This is a genomic window from Clostridium sp. MT-14, from assembly GCF_042436595.1.
In the GTDB taxonomy this organism is placed as follows: Bacteria; Bacillota; Clostridia; order Clostridiales; family Clostridiaceae; genus Clostridium_B; species Clostridium_B aromativorans.
The window spans coordinates 305,556-328,184 of sequence record NZ_JBHMIY010000001.1 but is presented as its reverse complement, the minus strand read 5'-3'; the positions used below and the strand labels follow the sequence as shown (position 1 = coordinate 328,184).

Genomic DNA, 22,629 nt, shown 5'->3' with positions numbered 1-22,629 from the left:
AATTTTAGAAAGGCACAATATTTTATGAAAAAGTTGAGTGAATTGGTTGAATTAGTAAGTGGATCCCCCCAGTTTAGAATTACTGAAGTGTTTGATGAGAAAGCACCGCTTTTTGCCTATTATAGTCAAACAGATTTAACGGATGATCTGGTGGGTATTATTTCAAACGGTGCGGACAATAAACAAGTTAGAACCAATGACAAAGTAAATACCTTGTGCCATGGTGATGTGGTGTTTAGTTTAATCACGGGAACTGCAGCCATGGTAAGAAAAGAACACGAGGGATATCTTTATACGCAAAACTACGTTAAGTTATTACCTGGCAATAACATTGATCCGAAGTTTTTGGTTTATCTTATTAATGAAAACAAAACAATCAAGAAACAGTTTGTGTTGGGACTGCAGGGTTCACAAGTTTTAAAATATACCCTGAAGCAGCTTAAAGAGCTTAAAATACCGAATATACCTTCCATAGATAAGCAAAAAATTATAGGACAAGTCTATTTTAATCAGTTAAGGCTGCAAGCTGTTAAGAATAGAGCAGCAGAACTTGAAACAAAAATCATATTATCCAAATTAGAGGAGGCAGGTGAAAAATGAATGAAGAGCAATTTGAAACTGAATTAATACAATATATTACCAGTGGAACCATAACTAAACCTGAACATTTGGAAGTAATTGGTGGCTTTAAGGTTAGTGAAAAATCTGCTGATTACTGTGTGAAAACAAAGCTGTGGAAGTATGAACCAAAAATTAAAACTACAGACCAGCTTTGGGATAACTTCAAAGAAATTCTTGAGAGGCACAATCAAAATACACTTGATCATCCACTAAGTACTGTTGAATTTAATCAAGTTAAAAAGATTATATCTGATATTCAAACACCATATGAAGCCGGACAATTTTTATATGGACTTAATGGTGTATCGCAGATTGAAATTGATTTAGATGACGGCCGTCACGTGTTTTTAACGGTTTTCGATCAAAAACAAATCGGTGCTGGGGATACGGTATATCAAGTGGTTAATCAAATTGAACGCCCTGCAGTTATCGCCGGGAAACAAAATCGTCGTTTTGATACTACACTTCTTATTAATGGTTTGCCTATCATACAAATTGAAGAAAAACGTGATACGCATGATGTCAATGAAGCGCTGAATCAAATGCATCAATATTCCGAAGAAAACCAATATGGTGATATTTTTTCCACCTTGCAGATATTAGTGGCAATTACGCCAAATAACGTGAAGTATATGGCTAATACCACGCCGGATAAGTTCAATAAGGACTTTGCTTTTAACTGGCAGCGTAAAAGTGATAATACCATTGTTCGTAATTGGAAAGAGTTTGCGGATTCAATGCTAAGTATTCCAATGGCACATCAGATGGCTACTAATTATATGATTTTGGATGGCACAAAAAACAAACAAATGTTAAAAGTAATGCGTCCGTATCAGGTATACGCCACTCAGAATGTAATTGAAAAATTAAAGAAAGTTGATTTTGAACTGGGTACAAATAAAGTAGGTTATGTTTGGCATACCACTGGTTCCGGCAAAACCATAACCAGTTTTAAAACAGCATGGCTTGCAAGCCGCATGCCCAAAGTTGACAAAGTTGTCTTCGTAGTGGATAGAATTGCTTTAACGAAACAGACAAATGAAAATTACAGGGCCTATGACCCGGATGCTGGTGAAGATATGATTGGAAGTGTTCAAGATACCAATAATACTACTGATTTAAGCCGTAAATTAAAGAGCAAAGATAATAGTATCATTGTTACTTCTGTTCAAAAACTTGATACTTTAGTGAAACGTAAATCTTTTAAAGCACCTGATAAAAATATTGTATTTATCGTGGATGAGGCACACCGTTCAACTGGCGGCGAAAGTTTTGCAAAGATACAAAAGGCTTTTAGAAAATCCGCCTGGGTTGGTTATACAGGAACACCCATGTTTGATGAAACTACCAGCGGTTTGCGAACTGAAGACATTTTTGGACCACTGCTACATGCCTATACTATTCGTGAAGCAATTGCAGACAGAAATGTTTTAGGTTTTAAAGTGGATTTTGAAACAACCATTGATGAAGAGCAAATGAAAACCAAATATCTGCCAAATTTCTACCGGGAACGCTATCCGAAGTGGACTGAACAAAAAATTAAAGATAAGATCAATAATCTAAGTCAGGAAGATATGGATGACGCAGTTGAACCAAGCTTTTATGATGAAAATCCGGATCATATCAAGTTAGTAGTTGAAGATATTTTCAAGAACTGGAGAAATCGTTCAAATGAAGGTAAATATAATGCCCTCTTTACCACTCATGTTGGTGGCGGGAAAGCCAGTACTCCAATGGCAATGATGTATTTTAGTGAATTTCAGCAAGTAAATGATGAGAATAGGAAAAATGGTGGTCAGACATTAAAAGTAGCAGTTACATTTAGCCAGAACTCATCCAATAATGACAGTATGCTTGCTGCCAATCAAGGTTTATATGATGCTATAAAGGCCTATAACAAAGAATTTGGTACAAGCTTTGGCATGGATGATGCAGCTGGATATACACAGGATGTTACTAGTCGTTTGAATAAAACTGCTACGGACAAGAACTTCCTGGATATTGTGATTGTGGTAGATCAGCTTTTGACTGGATTTGATGCACCGGAACTTAATACACTTTATGTAGATAGAACACTTAAAGGAGCCGGACTTATTCAAGCCTATTCAAGGACAAATCGTATTGCTGACATGCAGGAAAAACCCTGGGGGCGTATTGTGAACTATCGCTGGCCTGCTCAAAATGAGAAGCTGATGAATGAAGCTCTCGCAATTTATGCCAATAAAGATTCAGCAATTTTATCAGAAAATGAGCAGCGTAAATCCAATCAAAGAGATGGTATTATCGCTAAACCTTTTGAAGATGAGTTTAATGAAGTTAAAGAGGTTGCTCAGAAATTAGGCACCTTAACTAATAAGTTCCAGCAATTACCGCCTTCTGAAAAGCAAAAAGAATATATGTTTGATTTACTGCGTGATTATAATGCTGGAATGGCTAAATTAAAACAATATACCCCTGAAGAAGTTGATGGAAATACAGTAGGTTTCAATTACGACAATCCTGATGAGTTAGTTGAAAAATTAGGTATGACAAGTGCTCAAGAAACCATGCTTACCACAGTTTTAACCAATGAGCTTAAACAATATATGTCAAAAAAGAAGAAAATTCCTTTTTATCAAATTGAGTTGAAAATGACCCATGTGAAGGATGTGAAAATAGATTATGATTATCTAACTGAACTGGTTGAACAATTATTAAACCAGGTGCATGAGGGCAAGAGCCAGGAGGCGCAAGCTACGAAAGAGAAAATTGATCAATTTGCCACTGGCTTGGAAGACAGAAATTATGCTGCGAAGGTTATGAATGCAGCAATTGCTATTATAAAAGGGCATTTTCCAATCGAAGGTTATAATCTTAAATATCCAGTAAAATTGAGAGATAGTGAACAAATTATTCAGGCGGCCAACAATGTCAGCCTTGATAGAATGTTCCTGGATTTTCGGGTGAAGTGGGGAATTACAGACATTATCACAAGTGCTCAGATGCGTGAACTATTTAGTCATCATCGTTATGGCATGCAGGATTTAGATGATGCTGGTCAAATCCGGGATATAATTGCCAAAGCAAGCGTTGACTATAAGATGTTGGCACATGACGAAAAGATACAATCTTTGTCTAAAATCAAGTACCGTAATGGTTTGCGTAAAGCCATTTATGAATTGGCTGATGAGCATGCTGAAAGCTAATTCATATCTAATAAAACTTTAAAATTAATTATTGAACTGCTAATTATCAATTGACAGTTAAGATAGGAGATAAAATGGATAAAAATAAAGCTAATGTACCTAAAATAAGATTTCCAGGATTTACCGACCCTTGGGAACAGCGTAAGGCTGGTGATATTTTTTTTACGGTAGTTGATAAAAATCATCCAGAACTTCCTGTACTTTCTGCAAGCCAAGAATTCGGAATGATAAAGAGGGATAATTCAGGAATTAATATTTCTTACAATAAAGAAAATGAAATTGGATATAAAAGAGTAATGCCGGGACAATTTGTAATTCATTTACGTTCTTTTCAAGGAGGATTTGCTCACTCAAATATAGAAGGAATAACCTCTCCAGCTTATACCGTAATGGATTTTGTTGAGAAAAGTAATCATTATGATCACTTTTGGAAATACATTTTTAATTCAGAATCTTTTATAAAAAGATTGGAATTAATTACATATGGAATTAGAGATGGAAGAAGTATTAGCTATAAAGATTTTGCAACATTGCCATTTAAATTTCCCCAATATGAAGAACAGAAGAAAATAGGTGCATTTTTTATTGAACTTGACGACCTTATCACCCTTCATCAGCGTAAGTTAAATCATCTGAAGGATGAGAAGAAAGGTTTGTTACAGAAAATGTTCCCGAAAAATGGCGAAAAATTTCCGGAACTTCGTTTTCCGGGATTCACTGATTCTTGGGAACAGCGTAAGCTATCAGATATGAAGAATGTTCGAGATGGAACTCACGACTCTCCGAAGTATCACAACGAAGGGCATCCGCTTGTTACGTCAAAAAATCTTACTGACCACGGCTTAGATATGTCTGATGTTTCATTGATTTCTGATGAAGACTTTGAAGCGATTAATCAACGTTCAAAAGTTGATGTTGGTGATATTATTTTCGGAATGATTGGAACTATTGGAAACCCTGTAATTCTAGAACGTGATGACTTTGCTATTAAGAATGTCGCTCTGTTGAAAAATGGTGGAGAAGTTGATAATAGGTTTTTAATTCAGCTGTTGAAATCTCCCGTCTTTGATAGATATATGCGAAAAGAAAACGCTGGTGGAACTCAAAAATTCTTAGGACTAAGTCAAATTCGTAACTTTGAATTTTTAACACCGGCAATGGATGAACAAGTTAAAATTGGCGAGTTTTTTAAAAACTTAGATCACCTTATCACCCTTCATCAACGTAAGTTAAATCATTTGCAGGAACAAAAGAAAGCATTACTACAACAGATGTTTATATGAAATAATTTAAAAGAAAGGAATTAAAACAATGAGCAATAATCTACAAACAATTACCAGTAAACTTTGGGCTATGGCAAATGAACTGCGCGGCACAATGGATGCGTCGGAGTACAAAAACTATATCTTGGCATTTATGTTTTATAGATACCTTTCGGAACATCAAGAGCAGTATTTAGTGAAAAATAATGTTATTGACATTGCAGAGGGAGAATCTATCAATGATGCTTATCTAAAACAAGCGGCAGGTGCAGATTTGGATGACTATTTACAGGATATTTCATCAAGTTTGGGGTATGCAATTGCGCCAGATGATACATGGGAGTCTTTGATTAATAAAATTAATGATGCACAAGTTATTCCCAGCGACTATCAGACTATTTTTGATGACTTTAATAAAAATGCTGAATTAAATAAAGAAGCGGTGAAGGATTTTCGTGGCATATTCAACGATATTAACCTGGGGGATTCACGTCTTGGAAGTTCTACAAATGAACGTGCAAAATCACTTAACAATGTAGTTAAGTTAGTGGACGAAATTGAATACAAGGGAGATGATGGAAAAGACATTCTAGGTGAAATCTATGAATATTTAATTGGTAAATTTGCTGCAAGTGCTGGTAAAAAGGGCGGGGAATTCTATACGCCTCATCAAGTAAGTAAGATTTTGGCTAAAATAGTCACCAGCGGTGTAGAAAAATCAGATGAATTTTTCAATATATATGACCCGGCAATGGGTTCAGGTTCCTTGCTGCTTACTGTTGGACAGGAATTGCCTGATGGTACTCCTATGAAGTATTTTGGTCAGGAGTTGAATACAACAACGTATAACTTGGCCCGTATGAACTTGATGATGCACAATGTGTCTTATAACAATATGACACTAAATAATGCTGATACTCTGGAAAACGATTGGCCGGATGGACCAGATGGAAAAGGGATTGACCACCCGCGCAGTTTTGATGCAGTGGTTGCAAATCCGCCATATTCTGCGAAATGGGATAATGATAAAACCAAATTAAAAGATCCACGTTTTGGCGATTATGGGAAATTGGCACCGGCCTCAAAAGCAGATTATGCTTTTGTATTGCACGGCATATATCATTTAAACAACACTGGCACAATGGCTATTATTCTGCCTCATGGTGTGCTGTTTCGCGGTGCAGCAGAAGGCAGAATCCGTCAGACTCTCATTGAAAAAAATTATCTTGACACGGTTATTGGTCTGCCGTCTAACTTATTCTATGGGACAAGTATACCAACAGTCATTTTGGTATTTAAGAAGAATCGTAAAACCAAAGACATACTATTTATTGATGCAAGCAGTGATTTTGAAAAGGGAAAGAATCAAAATAACTTGAATGATGAAAATATAGATAAAATCGTAAGTACATTTAAAGAACGCAAAGATGTTGATAAATATGCTCACTTGGCATCAATTGAGGAAATCAGAGAAAATGAGTTTAACTTGAATATTCCACGTTATGTTGATACTTTTGAAGAAGAAGCTCCAATTGATTTGGAAGAAGTAAATAAGCAGTTAGAGCAAGACAATAAAGAAATTGCAGAACTTGAAGCAAAGATCAATGAACAATTGAAGATTTTAGGTGTAAAAATTTAAATTTGCCGGTGCTGGAAGCAGAGTAAGCCGGGTGCAATTTCAGATAAAGTAACTTAAAAGAATACGGATTTCAAACTTTGTGCCGTCGGAGCAATAAAAACGGGAAAATGGACGAGATGTAGAATGTGAAATTATATCGAAAGATATAATTCACCACTTGGAAAAATAACATTGGTAAGTGATGGTAAGTTCCCTACGGGATATGCAGGCGGCATGGACAGAAAAATAGAGTTATTAAAGATAGAAAGGGAATATCAGAATTTTTTCTATATTCCGAAGAAAGGTACGGCATTGTAATATGAAACCAACGAATTTAGACAATGATATTTTAGTTAATATGGTATAATAATAGTAAAATAAAGAATATACAGGAAGGTGATTTATATGATTAATAAGGATGTCTTAGTAAAAAAAATTGAAACATTACCACCTTACTTATTGCAGGAAGTAGCTGATTATATAGATTATATAGAATTTAAAAAAAATAGAAAAAGCAATTTAAAGATAGATGATATAACATTAGCAAGTGAAGAGAATCTAGCAAAAGATTGGCTTAAACCTGAGGAGGATAAAGCATGGGAAGACTTGTAAAGGGTGACGTAGTCGTTGTACCTTTCCCCTTTTCAGATTTATCGCAATCGAAGAAGAGACCGGCCTTAGTATTAGCTGATCTAGAAGGATATGATTTAATTCTTTCCCAAATAACAAGTCAAAATGTATTTGATTCATATTCAATAAAATTGAAGAATAGTGACTTTGAAGAGGGATCATTGATAAAAAATAGTAATATCAGACCTAATAAGATATTTACAGCTGACAGAGATATAGTTTTGTATAAGATTGGGCATTTGAATGAAGAAAAAATAAAAGAGGTAACAGATAGGGTTATTAGAATCTTCGCAGAAGGCTAAAAATGAAGTTATAAGTAAAACTTATTATATAAAAAGATTTTTAGGGCAGTTTGCTCTATATAACAATATGACGTTAAATAATGCCCATGTGGCATCAATTGAGGAAATCAGGGAAAATGAGTTTAACTTGAAACAAGGATTAATGAACAATTGAAGATCTTAGGCGTAAAAATTTAGATTTGCCGGTGCTGGGAACAGTGTGAGTTAGATGCGATTTAAAATTTTATATAAGTAGGATATTTTTATCCTACTTATGGTATAATATAAACATATTATAGTGTTAGGAGGGGTTTCAATGCTGGTAAATACTAAAAAGATAGTTTCAATGTCAGAGGCTAACCAGAATTTTTCTAAAATAGCCAAGATGGTTGATGAGGACAAATCGGTAGTTATTATGAAAAATAACAAGCCCAAATATGTAGTTTTGGACTTTGAAGAATTTACTAAAGAAGCTGTATCTGAAGAACAGACCCTTGATAGGATTGCGGATAAAATTCTTGAAGAAAATATAGAAGCTTTTAAGGAACTGGCTGATAGATGAAATATATATCTTTGGAATATATAATAAAATTGCATGATAAGATGATAGGTATTACAGGAGGATCAAAAGGAATTAGGGATATAGAACTTTTGAAATCATCAATAGAAAATTCCAGGGCTACATTTGGTGGGGAAGATTTATATCCAACTGCTGAATCTAAATGCGCAAATACCTGTTTTAATATAATAAAAAATCATGCATTTGTGGATTGCAATAAAAGAACTGGAATATATGTTATGCTTATGCTTCTTGAATATAACAATATTAAATTAGAATTTACCCAAAAAGAATTAGTGGATTTAGGTGTGGATATAGCATCCGGGAAGTTAAATCAGAAAGATATAATATCATGGATAGAAAATCATAAATAGGTACTTACTTTTATAGTAGGTGCTTATTATGCCTGAGAAAATGATGATACCATGAATCTAACAGCGCTTATGGAGACAGTTAAACGGCTAATGAATTTACAAGTATGATTATACCCAATTATGATATCTGTCTTTTAATTGATATTGCAAAATATAAGAAACCAGAAGCTCCTGTTGATATGATTAAAAATTGATTTAAAAAATATAAATACTATTGAGTTTTTATGATTATAGGAAAGAATTAATAATTCGAATTTTAATCTGGAGCTAATGCATTTACTTTCCCACGCTTGCTTGGGAACAGCGTAAGGTTAAAGATATATTCAAAGTAACCCGTGGATATGTCCTTGCAGCTACTGAAACGACGGATAAGAAAACTGATGAAACACCTTATCCAGTTTACTCATCTCAAACAAAAGATAATGGTTTACTGGGGTATTACAAAAACTTTCTTTATGAAAATGCTATCACTTGGACAACTGATGGAGCTAATGCTGGAACGGTTAACTATCGTGCCGGAAAGTTCTATTGTACCAATGTTTGCGGGGTTTTGTTGTCTGATGATGGATATGCAAATAAGATGGTTTCAGAAGTGCTAAATAATATTTCATGGAAGTATGTTTCAAAAGTTGGAAATCCAAAGTTAATGAATAATGTAATGAGTGAAATTGTTATTTTACTTCCTAAAACTATAGAAGAACAAAACACAATTTCTGATTTCTTAGATAGACTTGACGATCTTATCACCCTTCATCAGCGTAAGTCATTTCTGATAATGATTTCCAGTTAACTTAATCCTGACAATGAACGCATAACCAAATCTACATCTTTATTTTCAAGTTCCTGAATAATGTGTAAATAGGTTTTTTGGGTTGTTGTCATACTAGCATGCCCTAACCTTCTGGCAACACTTGCAATTGATACACCGGCAAATAACAAAAGAGAGGCATGGGTGTGGCGTAATCCGTGAATTGAAATTACTGGAATCTTTGCATCCCTACAGTGTCTTGTTAATATGTTATTAACAGTAGAATTATATACTTTGTTTTCTGTAAATATAGGGCTGCCTTCCGGCAATCCCTTTATTAACTCAGAAAACTGAATTACTGTTTGCCAGTCTATTTCTACTTTGCGTACGGAGGATTGATTTTTTGTTGGAAGAAAGCCGCCATTTCCTTTATAATCCCATGTTTTACTGATTGAAAGAATCTGATGTGAAAAATCAAAATCTTTAGGTGTAAGCGCTAATGCTTCTGAAAAGCGCATCCCGGTTTTTGCAACTAATAGTATGAACCAATCCCAGCTTACTTCAGGCTTTAAATCGAGATTGCTTAATAGAGTATGCAGCTCAAACTGATTCAGGTATTTTATTTTTTTATCTTTTGGAGTTTTCCCTTTGATTATTGCTTTTCGCGTAGGATCCCTGTCAATTAGACCTTCATCCACTGCATCCAAAATTGCAGCTTTTAATTGATGATGAAAATCCATCGTCGTTTGACGCTCATGCCATGCAGCATAGTCATTAAGTAATTGCTGATAGGTTATACGGTTTAAATCGCAAATTATAAGGTTTGGAATAAGTTTTTCAAGCCACTTTTTAGTCATAAGATATTTATCCATAGTCACTTTTCTTATAGCACCATCTTTGTATACTGAAATCCATTGTGAATAATATTGGTAAAATAAATCGGTTCCTTTTACTTTTTCTAACATTATTAATCTCTCCTTTTGATTTATCGAAAACTGCCTAACGCTGATCATTTAAATGAAATGCTGCCTGCTTAATTCTTTCCGAAATAATTAGTGTATGCGCAAATCAGTAATTGGAAAAAACACATCTATTTTCTTATTATAACCATATGTCAGAATTTAGTAGTTGGAATTTTTACCTCAGCAGCATTCTTAACAGGTATCTTAATGTTAAGTTGTTTTAAATAGCGGATTTTAATAGTATCAATATGTGGACAGTGAAGCAATTTTATTTGTAAAAAACTATTTCAATGTATAAAATTAAGCGATAATATTGTATAGTAAAGTTAATTTACAATTATGGGAAAGGGAAATATTATGATAAAATATAACTTTGATGAAATCATTGATAGAAGAAAAACAGATTCTATAAAATGGTCTGAAAAATTTCTTAAAGAAAAATTTGGAGATGAAAAAATTATTCCAATGTGGATTGCAGACATGGATTTTAAAGTAGCTGAGCCAATTGTCGAAATGATAACAGATAGGGCGCGGCATGGTATTTTTGGGTATGGTCATAAGAGTGCTGAATTTATGGAGGCTGCAGTTAACTGGCAGAAAAAGAGGAATGGATGGAATATTGAAAAGGAATGGATGCTTTTTACGCCGGGAATAATACCGGCACTCAATTTTATTGTAAAAACATTTTGCTGTCCAGGTGATAAAGTGATAATTCAAAATCCTGTCTATCATCCATTTGCCAATGTTATCACTAATAATGGCTGTCATATTGTCAATAATCCGTTGGTGCTCAATGATGGAAAATACGAAATGAATTTTTCGGGATTGGAAACAATTGCTCAGTATAGTAAAACTAAGCTAATGTTTTTATGCAGTCCACATAATCCAGTTGGGCGTGTATGGACAAGTGAAGAGCTGAAGCAATTAGGGGAGATTTGTTTAAAGAATGATATATTGGTAGTTTCAGATGAAATTCATTTGGATTTAATATACCTTCCCAATCGTCACATTCCATTTGGTAAGGTTTCTAAGGAATTTGAGATGAACTCAATTGTATGTACATCGTCTTCAAAGACATTTAATCTTGCAGGGTTACAGGTTTCTAACATTATAGTACCAAATGAAAAGTTAAGGAAAAAATTAAATCGTAAACTATCGTCAATCAATATCGCTCCAGGAACTTTTGCATCTGTTGCTCAAATAGCAGCATACAATAAAGGCGAGAAATGGCTTGAACAACTTATTATATATCTTCAAAATAATCTAGATTTTATTGATAAATTTCTAAAAGAACGAATTCCAAGAGTAAAGATGATTAGGCCGGAGGGAACTTATTTGGCATGGCTTGATTTTAGTGATTTTAACTTGACGGATATAGAGCTTCATCAATTGATGCGGAAGAAAGCTAAAGCGGAAGAAAGCTAAAGTTGTAATGGATGATGGTTATATATTTGGCGCTGGAGGAGAACATTTCCAAAGAATCAACTTTGCATGCCCCAAAACTATATTGAAGAAAGCTTTAGAGAATATTGAAAAAAGCTTGGAAGATATCAACTAAAAGCAGTGCAGATTGTATTTGCGCAAGAAAGAAGCAAATTGTCTAATTGGACATTGTAGGACTATTGTTAAGAAACAAAATAGAGTAATTGACTATTTATTTACAGAAAATGGATATGAACATTTAAAAGAGGTCATAAAAGGCTAACCATATATTTTATGATTTACAGTATGGAATGATTAAGGAGATGTAAAAAATGGGAAAAGTTAAAATGGAAGATGTATTACAAGCAATAGAATTAGCTGATGATGGGGGAAACTGTTATTATAATAAGATTACAGGTAAAATTATTTATATAGATGATGAGACAAGAAGAATGGCTGAGAATTATGATGAAGATGATGTAGAGAGGCTGCTAGAATGGCAGCTGGATGATGTTAAAGTTGCTATTGACGTGGAAGAAAATTGGGATAACTATATCTCATTGCCATCAAAATTTGATATTAATGAGTATGATATTATGGTTCAATTTTGTTATTCCTTAGATAATGATAAAATATCCAATAAACTATTGAATGCATTAAATGGAAAGGGAGCTTTTAGGAGATTCAAGGATGCAGTCATAAGATTTAATGTAGAAAAGGAATGGTACAAGTTTAAGGATGATGAATTTAATAAAATTGCATTAGATTGGTGTAGTGATAATGGATTGGAAATTAATAGATAAATTTTTTTGATAATTTCATTGAGATTAAATGTGATGTTTACAGAGCAATCAAGAAAATGAAAGGTAAAACTTATGGATGAAAAAATAGAAATACTATTAAAATTTGATAAAGAAAAATTAGCAGGGCTAGTTGTTGATCTTTTAAATAGACTTGATGAAACTGAAAAAATACAATTTATTTCTAAAAATATAGACGCTAAATTGGCTATAGAATCAGCTAATAAAAAAGGTGAGCTGGAATTTCTAGAAGAAGTTAAAGACTTTTATAAAAGCTGTCTTGAAGGGAAATATTATATAGAAGTTTATTATGATGATTATTTAGATAATTATGATGATGTGAATTTTGAAGATAGTGAGTGGGTACAAAAGTTTACTGAATACTTTAATACAGTTTTACTATATTCTAGAAGCAAAAATTATGATGTTGCTTTTGAAGTCTTTGAACTACTTTTAAATTGCATCTACAAAGCTTCTTTTGATGAAGAAATTCTAGGAACAGAAAACCCTGAATATTACATAGATATCAATTGGGAAGATGTATTTGATGAATACTATACCTGTATCATAAATTGTATAAAAGACAAGAAAGAAAGTATAGATAAGTGTTTTGAAGAATGGTTGAATTTTGGAGAAAAATGCGAAAAAGCTATGCTTTCACATATAAATGATATCTCTATTTTAGAAGAAATTATAAGAGAAAAAATAGAGTTATATGATGAATGGAATAAACAACAGTTAATTTTTGAGCTCCTTAAAAACTTTTATGAAAGGTATGAAAAAGGATATAACAGAATAGAGCTTGCTAAAAGTTTTTTCAAATATAACGTTAATTTTTATTACGACATTGTAAAAGCATATTTTGAATTAGAAAGATGGAAAGAAAGTATAGAGTTAACTGAAGAGGCATTAAATAAGATTAAAATTCAATCAATAAGAGTTGAATTACAAAATATGCTTATAACTTCCCTTGAAAAATTAAATGATTTTCAGGGAGCATTCTGTGCTGCAAAAAATTTATTCTATGAAGATACTACTTATAAAAACTATAAAAAAGCCCATTATTTTGCGGAAAAGATCAATAACTTAGAAAGTTTTATGGGGGATTCTAAAAAACGACTAAGAGTTATGAAAAGTTATGGATCTGCATGGATATTTATAAAGATTCTATCCTATGAAGGGAAAGTAGATGAGCTGTTAAAGGTTGTAGAGAAATCAAGTGGATATGATAAATATTATTATTTAAAATACACATGCAGATCTTTATTATACCGTTTATTTTATGATAAAAAATTAAGTTATGAAAATTTAAATGACTTTATATTAAAAACCGATGAATATGATGCGGAGGGCATTGAAGACATGTTAGTACTAAATGGAGATATAAATAAAAAAGATTTTTATATAGATGAAGCTACGAAAATACTTAAAGAAATGGTTAGTTTTCATATAGATGCTGCCAAAAGATCACGATATGCTAAGGCAGCATATTATTGTAGTATAATTAAAGAAATATTTAGTTTCCTTGATAAAGAAGATGAGTTTAAGGATTACTATGATGGAATTATAAGAGAAAACAATAGAAGACCTGCATTAAAGGACGAGATGAGGAAAAAAATAGAAGAGTGAAGGGAAAATATCTCATAAATATATGTATTGTGAGATAGCTTTTTAAACATTTACAGAATCTTTTTTATTATTTTATCTTTTTTAAGAATCTATACGTATAACTTGACTTCTATCAAATAGAATTTCATAAGATAAAATAATCAATATATTTCAGGAAATAAAAAAGTTGATCATGTACAAAATGGTTGAAGAAGTTATTGCTCTCTAATAAAAAAAGTGAGATTCCTGAAAATTTAAATTCAGTTAAGTACAGCTATTTATGGGAGTACTATATTAGGGTACAATATAGTAAAAGATATATCTATCGGAGTGGAAGTGTTATGGAAAAAATAAATCAGCAAAGTAGTTGATTCAAGCTTTTGTTGATTTTTTCAATATATAGTGATACAATGTAAAAAAGTTGAAGTTTGAGGTGAAAAGATGATTTAATTTTCTTGCTAATTTTTAAAGTACAATTGACAAAAAGATAAAAGGATGTATTTTGTTTATTTTGTCGTACTTATGCAAGAAAGTTATTCTTTTTTCTCTTAATATATACTCTTGTGTTATGCTATAACGATTAGCTTAATTAGTATATCTATGAGCTGTAAGAATGATAATTTCTTGCGGCTCTTATTTTTTATAGATAATTAGAATAAGGAGGATAATTAATATTATGAAAAACAAAGACACTTTGCTAACACATGATAATCTCCATATAAAGCCGGATACTGAAGGCGACATTTATATGAAGTAAATAAACACAGTCGCCTGTTGTTCCGACTTTGTTGTTTATACTATTAATTACAGAGGAGGACAAAAATATGTCTTTAATAAATGTTACAAACCTAACCTTTGCTTATGAAGATAGTTATGATAATATTTTTGAAAATATAAGTTTTCAAATTGATACAGATTGGAAATTGGGGTTTACCGGAAGAAATGGAAGGGGAAAAACCACTTTTTTAAATCTCCTACTTGGGAAATACGAATATAATGGAAATATTTCAGCTGATGTGACTTTTGAATATTTTCCTTATAAGGTGCAGGAACAAGGAAATTTCACCATAGATATCATAAGGGAAATCAGTCCAAATTCAATGGATTGGGAAATAATTAAAGAATTATCATTGTTAGATATGGATTATGATGCTTTATATAGACAATTTTATACACTATCTAAAGGAGAGCAGACCAAAGCATTACTAGCTGCTATGTTTTTAAAGGAGAACTCCTTCTTACTTATTGATGAACCTACAAATCATTTGGATGTTGAAGCTAGAAAAAAACTAAGCAATTATTTAAAAAAGAAGAAAGGATTTATTCTGATTTCACATGATAGGTATTTTTTAGATAATTGCGTTGACCATATTTTGGCCATTAATAGAACTAATATTGAGATACAGAAAGGAAATTTTTCTTCATGGTGGAGAAATAAAGACTTACAAGATGGTTTTGAACTAGCAGAAAACGAAAAATTGAAAAAGAATATTAGCCGGCTTTCCAGTTCAGCAAAACGTACATCTGCATGGTCAGATAGTGTTGAAAGCAGTAAATATGGAGCTGCTAATTCCGGGAGCAAATTGGATAAGGGGTATGTTGGACATAAAGCTGCAAAAGTGATGAAGCGTGCTAAAAATATAGAAGCTAGACAACAGAATATGATTGAGGAAAAATCAAGGCTTCTTAAAAATATTGAATCCAATGAAAGCTTAAAAATAGTACCGCTTACTTTCCATGGTAAAAAGCTTGTGGAACTTGCGGATGTTTCAATTCAATACGATAATAGAATTATCTGTGAAGCAGTAAGCTTCACCATAGAGCAGGGTGAAAGAATTGCTGTTCAAGGGAAAAACGGCAGTGGGAAATCAAGTATATTAAAATTAATTTATGGAGAAAAAATCCCGCATAATGGAATTGTGAGGAAAAGTAGTCAGTTGATTATTTCTTATGTTTCACAAGATACATCAGATTTATATGGTAACTTGTCTGAATACGCAGATAAATATTGTATTGAAGAAAGCTTATTTAAATCAATTCTTAGAAAGCTTGATTTTTCAAGAGAGCAGTTTGAAAAGAATATCCAGGATTTTAGCGGGGGACAGAAGAAAAAGGTATTGATTGCAAGAAGTTTGTGTGAACAGGCACATTTATATATTTGGGATGAACCATTGAATTTTATCGATGTAATTTCTCGTATGCAGATTGAGAAATTGTTAATTGAATATCAGCCCACAATTTTATTTGTTGAGCATGATATTGCATTTTGTGAAAATGTTGCAACAAAAACTATAAAATTGAAGGGATAGAATGGAATTAATATGTTTAATATGAATATACAAGTAACACATAATAGGCTCCATGCAAAGTCAGATGTTTTAGGCGACATTTGCATGGAGTAGTATAAGTCGCCAATGCTGGCTTTGCTTCCTAACTATTAATAGCGAGGAGGAAGCCTACATGAAGCAGACAAAAACAAAATATGAAAAAATAAAACAAATAGTATCAGATTTAAATTTACCAAATTATAGATATATACAGCTTGCAAAAGCTATTTTTCGTCAAAGGATAGATAATTTTGATGATATGGCTATGTTGCCAAAAGTATTAAGGATAGCTTTAACAAATGAGTTTGGGAATAATGTATCTAGCTTAATACCTGTTTTTTCACAACATTCTAAGCAAGCTGAAAAATTGTTATTTGAATTGACAGACGGAAAGAGAATAGAGGCTGTTCGATTACAGTATAAACAGGGGTGGGAATCGTTTTGTATTTCTTCTCAATGTGGTTGCGGTTTTGGATGCCGTTTTTGTGCAACTGGAAGTACTGGATTTAAACGAAATCTCACTGCTGATGAGATAACTGATCAATTACTTTATTTTTATTTCTATAGACATAGTTTGAATAGTGTTTCATTTATGGGAATGGGTGAGGCTTTTGCAAATCCAGAGTTATTTGGTGCACTAAAAATTTTGACTGATCAAAATTTATTTGGTTTAAGTCAACGAAGAATTACGATTTCAACAATTGGTGTTATACCAGGAATTCAAAAATTGACCAAAGAATTTCCACAAGTAAATCTCATTTTCTCACTTCATTCACCATTTGAAAGTCAACGAAGCGATTTAATGCCTATAAATGAAAGATTTCCATTGCATGAGGTAATGAAGACATTAGATGAACATATTATTCATACGGGACGAAGAGTATTTCTTGCGTATATTATGCTTGAAGGGATTAATGATTCTAAAGAACATGCAAAGGCAGTTATAGGTTTGTTGAAAAATCGTGGTTCATGGGAGTATTTATATCATATTGATTTGATATCTTATAATTCTACGAATAAAACAACTTTTAAATTTCAACCATCGAGTGCTATCAACCAGTTTTGCAGTACATTAAAGGAAGCAGGCGTTAGTGCAACTGTTAGGACACAATTTGGTTCTGAAATTGGCGCTGCCTGCGGACAATTGTATTGTGAAAATGAATTGTGATGTTGGTTCGAAAATATTATTCTAAGAATAAGCCCTCTCAATTAAAAAAGAGGGCTAATTTTTAAGTGTTGACTTTCTATCAAAATACGTGTGGATATGATAATTTCATTAAAAAGCACAGCAGGAAGACTTTAGTAGCTGTGCTCTTATTAGTGTAGGTTTATTATATACTCTAAAAATTGCTATATCTTTCAAGTTAATTTTAGAAGCTTTTAAGAGGTTGTAATTGAATAATGAAATTCAAGAGTCGGTTAAGGCGAACAATCATCTTAATTGGCTTTTTTGTTTTTACATATAGGTAATTTTATTGTTGCTGACAGTCTATGTCAGTATGAATGTATATAATAGAAAATATAATATATAAATGCTGAGGACAGGGGTGTGTGGCGTGAATTATGAGGATATGGACAAAAAAACGGAAGTGAACAAAATGAAAAAAGCTATTATTGGGATTATCACATTATTGGTTATTGCTGCAGGCGGTTGTGGTTATTACTTTGAGGTATATTCACCACATGAAAAAGCCGTTACTCAGTTTGATACTGCAAAGAAAAAAGTTGAAGCAAAAAATAAGGAACTGCAAACATCGATTGATAATTCTGAAAAGTTGATAAATTCTAAGAAAGAAGCTTATGATACATCGGCATTAGGTAAGCTAAAATCAGCTGATAACAGTGCCAAGAAAGCATTAGTATCTGTTCCCGAAGTTCCTAAAAAGACTGATGCAATCGAAAAAGCTACCAAAGAATTAGAAAAGCCAATTGACTATTCAACACAAATTAGTGAATTGAAATCAGCTAGTGAAGCATTTGAAAACAGCGTGAAGCAGCTTAAGCAAATTACAAATCCAACAAGCGATTTTGTAATTCAAAGATTGAAGGAAGTATCTTCAATCACAGGAACGCAAGCAGTAACAGAAAATAATGATCCGAACGGTAATCTTAACAAACAAGGTGGATATACCGCTGCAGTTTATTTTACTGACAAAGATGTGACTGAAGAAGTGGATGGCAGAGATATTGTTGATAAAGGAACTGATGCAGGTGGATGTATTGAAGTCTATCCAACTAAGAAAGATGCAGAAACTCGTAATGCTTACCTAGCAGCGTTTGATGGAGCAGAAATGTTTAATTCTGGTTCTCACGAAGTACATGGAACAGTTGTGATCAGAACTTCAACCAATTTAACAGCGGCACAACAAAAGGATTTGACAAAACAAATTCTTGACAAGTTGATTGAGTTGAAATAGTTTATACCAAGAGCAATGGGTCGGTGTTTGACTCCCGGATTATCCTGTGATCAGGAAAGGCTGGGTAGTATTCCCATAAGTATTCATGTCCTTTCCTAAAAATTGGCATAAGAAAAGCACCTATCTTTCGATAGATGCTTTTGAGAATTAATATTCTATTCTTTATATCGTCCATACATTTGTTAATTTCAGTATCAAATTGTTTTTTGGTAAGTGAACCAAAGACAGTCGGAGCATTTGCAGGCAGTTTTATTTCAAATGGAATACCGCGTTGCAGTACAACTTGTCTTAAAAACATTCCTAAAATCGGCTTGTTGTAGTTATATAAGCTGATTTTTTATTACCTAGAATTAAAATGATTTGAGTTGATAAAATGATGCGCTTTTATGCCCGGGCAGGAATAATGTAATATAGAGAATCAATAATTATATGATTTATATTCAAAAATTTTAAATATTTAACTCTATTAAATTTCATGATATACTGAAATTAGTTATAGCAGATTCAAAACTATTGGCTAGTTTTAAGGCAATAGTAGTTTTGGGAGCGGTAATGATTATGTGTGTAAAAATCAGCAAATATTTAAAAGGGTATCGAAACAAGTACTCAGTGGATTATTGCTCTGACAATGGGAACAAAATACATCTGTTTGATTTTGATGAGAAAGAAATATTCCATGCTGAGGAGACTGGGGATTCATCGTTTTATAGGTATGACATAATGAGTCTTTTAGAAGAATTTAAGGTATTTGATAAGGTACAAGATAAGTTGAATGTACAGAAAAAGTCTTTTGAGCGAATGGTAATAGAGTCAGTTGAGGATTTTTATGAGTATGAGTTCAAAGATAATTTCACTAAAAACCAGTATAGGTTGCATTTGCGTAAGGAAAAAGAAAATGAGATTATAAAGTATATGATATATTATGAAGAAGAATATGATGAAAATTTCAATGATGAAGAGCATTTCAAAAAATGGTATGTAAATATAATCAACTATAACTACAATACAAATTTCAATACATATAATGAGGCTAAAAGATTTTACAAATCTCAAGGATGGAAAGAAATTAACAAGCAGAGGAATTCTAATCCTTATCATCTGACAGCGGAGGAAAGTGAACTTTTTAAGGAACTGCTTAAAGCAGGATTTACTAAACTTGCAAAAAAATATCATCCAGATGTAAAAGGTGACAGTGAGAAAATGAAAATGTTGAATTCTTTAAAAGAGAAACTTAAAAACGATTAAGTTTATTTACTATTTAATTAAAGTCTGTATCTAAAAATAAAAAAGTTAAGCATGTGCCAAAATGGTTGAAGAAGTTATTGCTCTTTAATAAAGAAAGGTGAGATTCCTGAAAATTTAAATTCAGTTAAGTACAGCTATTTATGGGAGCACTATATTAGGGTACAATATAGTATAAAGATATATTTATCGAAGGGGAATCGTTATGGAAAAAATAAATCAGCAAAGTAGTTTGTATAAGCAGTTTCTTAGGTATTCATATGAGGATTTAAAAGAACTGTTTAAAAAATCAAAGACAAAAGAAGAACAAGATTTTTATGCTGCTTTATCGGATTTAGTGCTTCAAAGAGAGCAAAAAAAGGTGATAGGTAAAGAGTAATGGCTATTTATACTATATTCGCAGGAGTAAATGGTGCCGGAAAAACATCCATATATAGATCTATTTATTATGAGAGAGATATAGAAAGAAGATACTATTAATCATTGAATAATTTAAAAAAGATACTGGGTATATGTAATGAAATAAATATATATGATAATACAAATGAATTTAAATACGCAGCCTATATATGCAACGGAACAGTTAAATGGAAAAGAAATACAATTCCCAATTGGAGTAGAAAGATTCTGCAATAAAAAAGCTAATATTTCTGCATAATTATATCTATAGCTTGTCTACTGATACGTGGAGTGTGTTGTATTGATAACAAGGGTAGAATATTTGATAAAAGCAGTGAATGGATGCATTATGTAATGCAGAATGGCATATGGTGGTTCAAAGTTAAAAATAAAGATAATTGGGAAGGAGGACAAAATGAAAAACAAAATAAGAGGTGATAAAAAAGAAATCACATCGGTTCATCTTCATTTGGAATTGAAAGATGAATACCTGACGGAATACCAGAAAATAATGCTTAAAAGATATGGAGAATCTTCTACGGGGAAGTCCATATGCAGAGATATTCTTATACCATCTGATATGCCGCTTCATAATCTACACTATACAATACAAAAACTTTATGGCTGGAGAAATTCACACTTACGCAGTTTTCATCTACCGGAAGAAGTATATCAAAAACTGACCAGTGGCACTGTTAAAGGCTGGTCGGATTTAGTGGGAATTTTATTTCAGCCTCCGTCCGAATCAGAGGGAGATATTTTCTGGGATGATGATTATAAAAAAGGCAGTATAAGTGCATGGATTAAGAAGAAATATATTGGACCGTATTTTTATGGCGGAAAACTGGAGCATCCGGAAATTGCTAAAAGAGATGTGCAGCGGCTCATGGATGATTTTAAGATGATTGATGTTAGGGAGTCATTTAAAGATTACATAGAACGGACTAAAAAGGCTGAGGGCAAGGAGATTAAAATTTTGCGTAAAGCTCCTTTGATTGAGTTGACTCTTGAAGAAATGAATTCTTCTATTATCATTGAGGGTGGAACAAAAAACTTGTTGGAGAGATTGGAAGTTAGCAAGATTTTAGCAGGTAAACATGAACTGCTTGGTGAAAAAAGGTTGTTTCCGGTAGCAAAGGAGCTCATTTATAAATATGATTTTGGGGATAATTGGACTATTATCATAACTAAGAAAGACAATTACAGAGACCTGATTAAAGGCGGGCTTGTTTCGCATGAAGAGATTGTCTGTGCAAATGATACTGTGCTGAATGAGCATAGGCCGGTTTGTATTTATAAAGATGGAGTTTTTTTGATTGATGATGTAGGTGGACTAAGTGGATTTGCTAATTTTTTAGGGACTGTTTATGAAAGTGAAGACAAGGTAGAAAGTAATGAGCTTCGTGCTTGGTCAAAGAGACTTGGCTGGAGTGAAAAAAAGATTGCCAATAAAAGGATATTGTAGTATGATGATGGGCATAAAAATTGTATAACAATGAAATTGTAATTTTACCACGGAGAGAAGAGATTTTATTATGGATAAGACTAATCCGAAGAAAGCAGTTAAAGAATTGACCATGCTGTTGATGTATTTAACAAGATTTAAGGAACGTGATTATTTTGGATCAGATTTGGATATGGCTTGGAAGGGATATGATTTCGACATTATTAATGAACTGGATAAGGAAGATTATATCCGGCAGGGGAGCCATCGTTCTAAGTCTGTAGCAATTACAGATGAAGGCATGAAATTATCACGGGAATTATTGGCTAAATATAATATATCAGATTGGAAGTAGATATATATGGTGTAGCATTAATCTGTAAATATATACAAATTACAGCTACCCTCATCAAATCTAAATCTTGACAATATATAAGATTAGTACTATAATTTAGAAAAAATTAAATTTAAGAACTATGACAGGAATCAAGTAAATATATGATATTTAAAGAGAGTGATGTTTGCTGTAAATTCACAATACTCATGTATTGAAAACTCGTCCTTGAGTTATCGGTTGAAATACAAGTAGACTGTATCGGGTGAATCCGTTATTTTATAAAGAAAAAAATTTGGATGGTACCGCGGTATTGTTTCTCGCTCCAAGAGAAACAATACCGCTTTTTTATTTTGATGAAAACTTAATATTGTAAAAGTAATGCCAGGGATAAGT

Annotated in this window: 21 protein-coding genes, 1 pseudogene and 2 other annotated features (1 of these 24 cut by a window edge); of the genes and pseudogenes, 21 read left to right on the top strand and 1 reads right to left on the bottom strand. The window is 32.6% G+C overall.

Annotation, left to right across the window (positions count from 1 at the left end; translation table 11 throughout):
• Window positions 1-24: 24 nt before the first annotated feature.
• The 10 genes from ACFHWD_RS01580 to ACFHWD_RS01535 all read left to right on the top strand — a co-directional run bounded on the left by ACFHWD_RS01580 (window position 25) and on the right by ACFHWD_RS01535 (window position 9,320).
• Window positions 25-600 (top strand): restriction endonuclease subunit S, encoded by a 576-nt coding sequence (locus ACFHWD_RS01580; RefSeq protein WP_106008126.1) that lies wholly within the window; start codon window positions 25-27, stop codon window positions 598-600.
• A complete protein-coding gene (locus ACFHWD_RS01575; protein WP_378059940.1) occupies window positions 597-3,806 on the top strand; it encodes a type I restriction endonuclease subunit R in 3,210 nt (1,069 codons plus the stop codon). The genes ACFHWD_RS01580 and ACFHWD_RS01575 overlap by 4 nt, the downstream gene beginning before the upstream one ends.
• Window positions 3,807-3,880: 74 nt before the next feature.
• On the top strand, window positions 3,881-5,089 hold the full coding sequence (locus ACFHWD_RS01570) for a restriction endonuclease subunit S (RefSeq protein WP_378059938.1): 1,209 nt from the start codon (window positions 3,881-3,883) through the stop codon (window positions 5,087-5,089).
• 28 nt (window positions 5,090-5,117) lie between these two features.
• Window positions 5,118-6,707 carry a type I restriction-modification system subunit M gene (locus ACFHWD_RS01565; RefSeq protein WP_179977989.1) on the top strand — a complete coding sequence of 530 codons (1,590 nt, stop codon included), beginning with the start codon at window positions 5,118-5,120 and terminating at the stop codon, window positions 6,705-6,707.
• Window positions 6,708-6,878: 171 nt separating this feature from the next.
• A complete protein-coding gene (locus tag ACFHWD_RS01560) occupies window positions 6,879-7,004 on the top strand; it encodes a hypothetical protein (RefSeq protein ID WP_378059936.1) in 126 nt (41 codons plus the stop codon).
• Window positions 7,005-7,091: 87 nt separating this feature from the next.
• A complete protein-coding gene (locus ACFHWD_RS01555; protein WP_179977987.1) occupies window positions 7,092-7,298 on the top strand; it encodes a DUF2281 domain-containing protein in 207 nt (68 codons plus the stop codon).
• Window positions 7,283-7,618 carry a type II toxin-antitoxin system PemK/MazF family toxin gene (locus ACFHWD_RS01550; RefSeq protein ID WP_179977986.1) on the top strand — a complete coding sequence of 112 codons (336 nt, stop codon included), beginning with the start codon at window positions 7,283-7,285 and terminating at the stop codon, window positions 7,616-7,618. Before ACFHWD_RS01555 ends, ACFHWD_RS01550 begins: the two co-directional genes overlap by 16 nt.
• Window positions 7,619-7,913: 295 nt before the next feature.
• Complete coding sequence (locus ACFHWD_RS01545) at window positions 7,914-8,159, top strand: type II toxin-antitoxin system prevent-host-death family antitoxin (RefSeq protein WP_106011075.1); 246 nt, start codon at window positions 7,914-7,916, stop codon at window positions 8,157-8,159.
• Window positions 8,156-8,530, top strand: coding sequence for a type II toxin-antitoxin system death-on-curing family toxin (locus ACFHWD_RS01540; protein WP_179977985.1), 375 nt, complete (start codon window positions 8,156-8,158; stop codon window positions 8,528-8,530). Before ACFHWD_RS01545 ends, ACFHWD_RS01540 begins: the two co-directional genes overlap by 4 nt.
• A 274-nt stretch (window positions 8,531-8,804) precedes the next feature.
• Complete coding sequence (locus ACFHWD_RS01535) at window positions 8,805-9,320, top strand: restriction endonuclease subunit S (protein WP_378059998.1); 516 nt, start codon at window positions 8,805-8,807, stop codon at window positions 9,318-9,320.
• Here ACFHWD_RS01535 and ACFHWD_RS01530 read toward each other — a convergent pair.
• A complete protein-coding gene (locus tag ACFHWD_RS01530; RefSeq protein WP_106011077.1) occupies window positions 9,317-10,243 on the bottom strand; it encodes a site-specific integrase in 927 nt (308 codons plus the stop codon). The genes ACFHWD_RS01535 and ACFHWD_RS01530 overlap by 4 nt on opposite strands.
• Before the next feature lie 354 nt (window positions 10,244-10,597).
• Here ACFHWD_RS01530 and ACFHWD_RS01525 point away from each other — a divergent pair, with 354 nt between their 5' ends.
• The 11 genes and pseudogenes from ACFHWD_RS01525 to ACFHWD_RS01475 all read left to right on the top strand — a co-directional run bounded on the left by ACFHWD_RS01525 (window position 10,598) and on the right by ACFHWD_RS01475 (window position 22,254).
• Window positions 10,598-11,665 carry a MalY/PatB family protein gene (locus ACFHWD_RS01525; protein ID WP_378059932.1) on the top strand — a complete coding sequence of 356 codons (1,068 nt, stop codon included), beginning with the start codon at window positions 10,598-10,600 and terminating at the stop codon, window positions 11,663-11,665.
• A 329-nt stretch (window positions 11,666-11,994) separates the two neighbouring features.
• Window positions 11,995-12,465 carry a UPF0158 family protein gene (locus ACFHWD_RS01520; RefSeq protein WP_378059930.1) on the top strand — a complete coding sequence of 157 codons (471 nt, stop codon included), beginning with the start codon at window positions 11,995-11,997 and terminating at the stop codon, window positions 12,463-12,465.
• A 72-nt stretch (window positions 12,466-12,537) separates the two neighbouring features.
• Window positions 12,538-14,091: a hypothetical protein gene (locus tag ACFHWD_RS01515; protein WP_150358259.1), complete on the top strand. Its 1,554-nt coding sequence runs from the start codon at window positions 12,538-12,540 to the stop codon at window positions 14,089-14,091.
• A gap of 803 nt (window positions 14,092-14,894) precedes the next feature.
• Window positions 14,895-16,379, top strand: coding sequence for an Lsa family ABC-F type ribosomal protection protein (locus tag ACFHWD_RS01510; RefSeq protein ID WP_106008601.1), 1,485 nt, complete (start codon window positions 14,895-14,897; stop codon window positions 16,377-16,379).
• 151 nt (window positions 16,380-16,530) lie between these two features.
• Window positions 16,531-17,565 (top strand): Cfr family 23S rRNA (adenine(2503)-C(8))-methyltransferase, encoded by a 1,035-nt coding sequence (locus ACFHWD_RS01505; RefSeq protein WP_106008600.1) that lies wholly within the window; start codon window positions 16,531-16,533, stop codon window positions 17,563-17,565.
• 388 nt (window positions 17,566-17,953) lie between these two features.
• Window positions 17,954-18,814 carry an EbhA gene (locus tag ACFHWD_RS01500; RefSeq protein ID WP_242977494.1) on the top strand — a complete coding sequence of 287 codons (861 nt, stop codon included), beginning with the start codon at window positions 17,954-17,956 and terminating at the stop codon, window positions 18,812-18,814.
• A gap of 513 nt (window positions 18,815-19,327) precedes the next feature.
• A complete protein-coding gene (locus tag ACFHWD_RS01495; RefSeq protein ID WP_106008599.1) occupies window positions 19,328-20,059 on the top strand; it encodes a hypothetical protein in 732 nt (243 codons plus the stop codon).
• Between the two features lie 202 nt (window positions 20,060-20,261).
• Window positions 20,262-20,435, top strand: a complete 174-nt coding sequence (locus tag ACFHWD_RS01490; protein WP_170065736.1) for a hypothetical protein — start codon at window positions 20,262-20,264, stop codon at window positions 20,433-20,435.
• Window positions 20,435-20,692, top strand: a pseudogene (locus ACFHWD_RS01485) (hypothetical protein). Before ACFHWD_RS01490 ends, ACFHWD_RS01485 begins: the two are co-directional and overlap by 1 nt.
• A gap of 178 nt (window positions 20,693-20,870) precedes the next feature.
• Window positions 20,871-21,920, top strand: coding sequence for a hypothetical protein (locus ACFHWD_RS01480; protein WP_378059926.1), 1,050 nt, complete (start codon window positions 20,871-20,873; stop codon window positions 21,918-21,920).
• A 70-nt stretch (window positions 21,921-21,990) separates the two neighbouring features.
• Window positions 21,991-22,254: a DUF6429 family protein gene (locus ACFHWD_RS01475; protein ID WP_106008597.1), complete on the top strand. Its 264-nt coding sequence runs from the start codon at window positions 21,991-21,993 to the stop codon at window positions 22,252-22,254.
• A gap of 112 nt (window positions 22,255-22,366) precedes the next feature.
• Window positions 22,367-22,564: a binding site (T-box leader), on the top strand.
• 41 nt (window positions 22,565-22,605) lie between these two features.
• Window positions 22,606-22,629, top strand: a binding site (T-box leader); it runs 176 nt beyond the window's last position.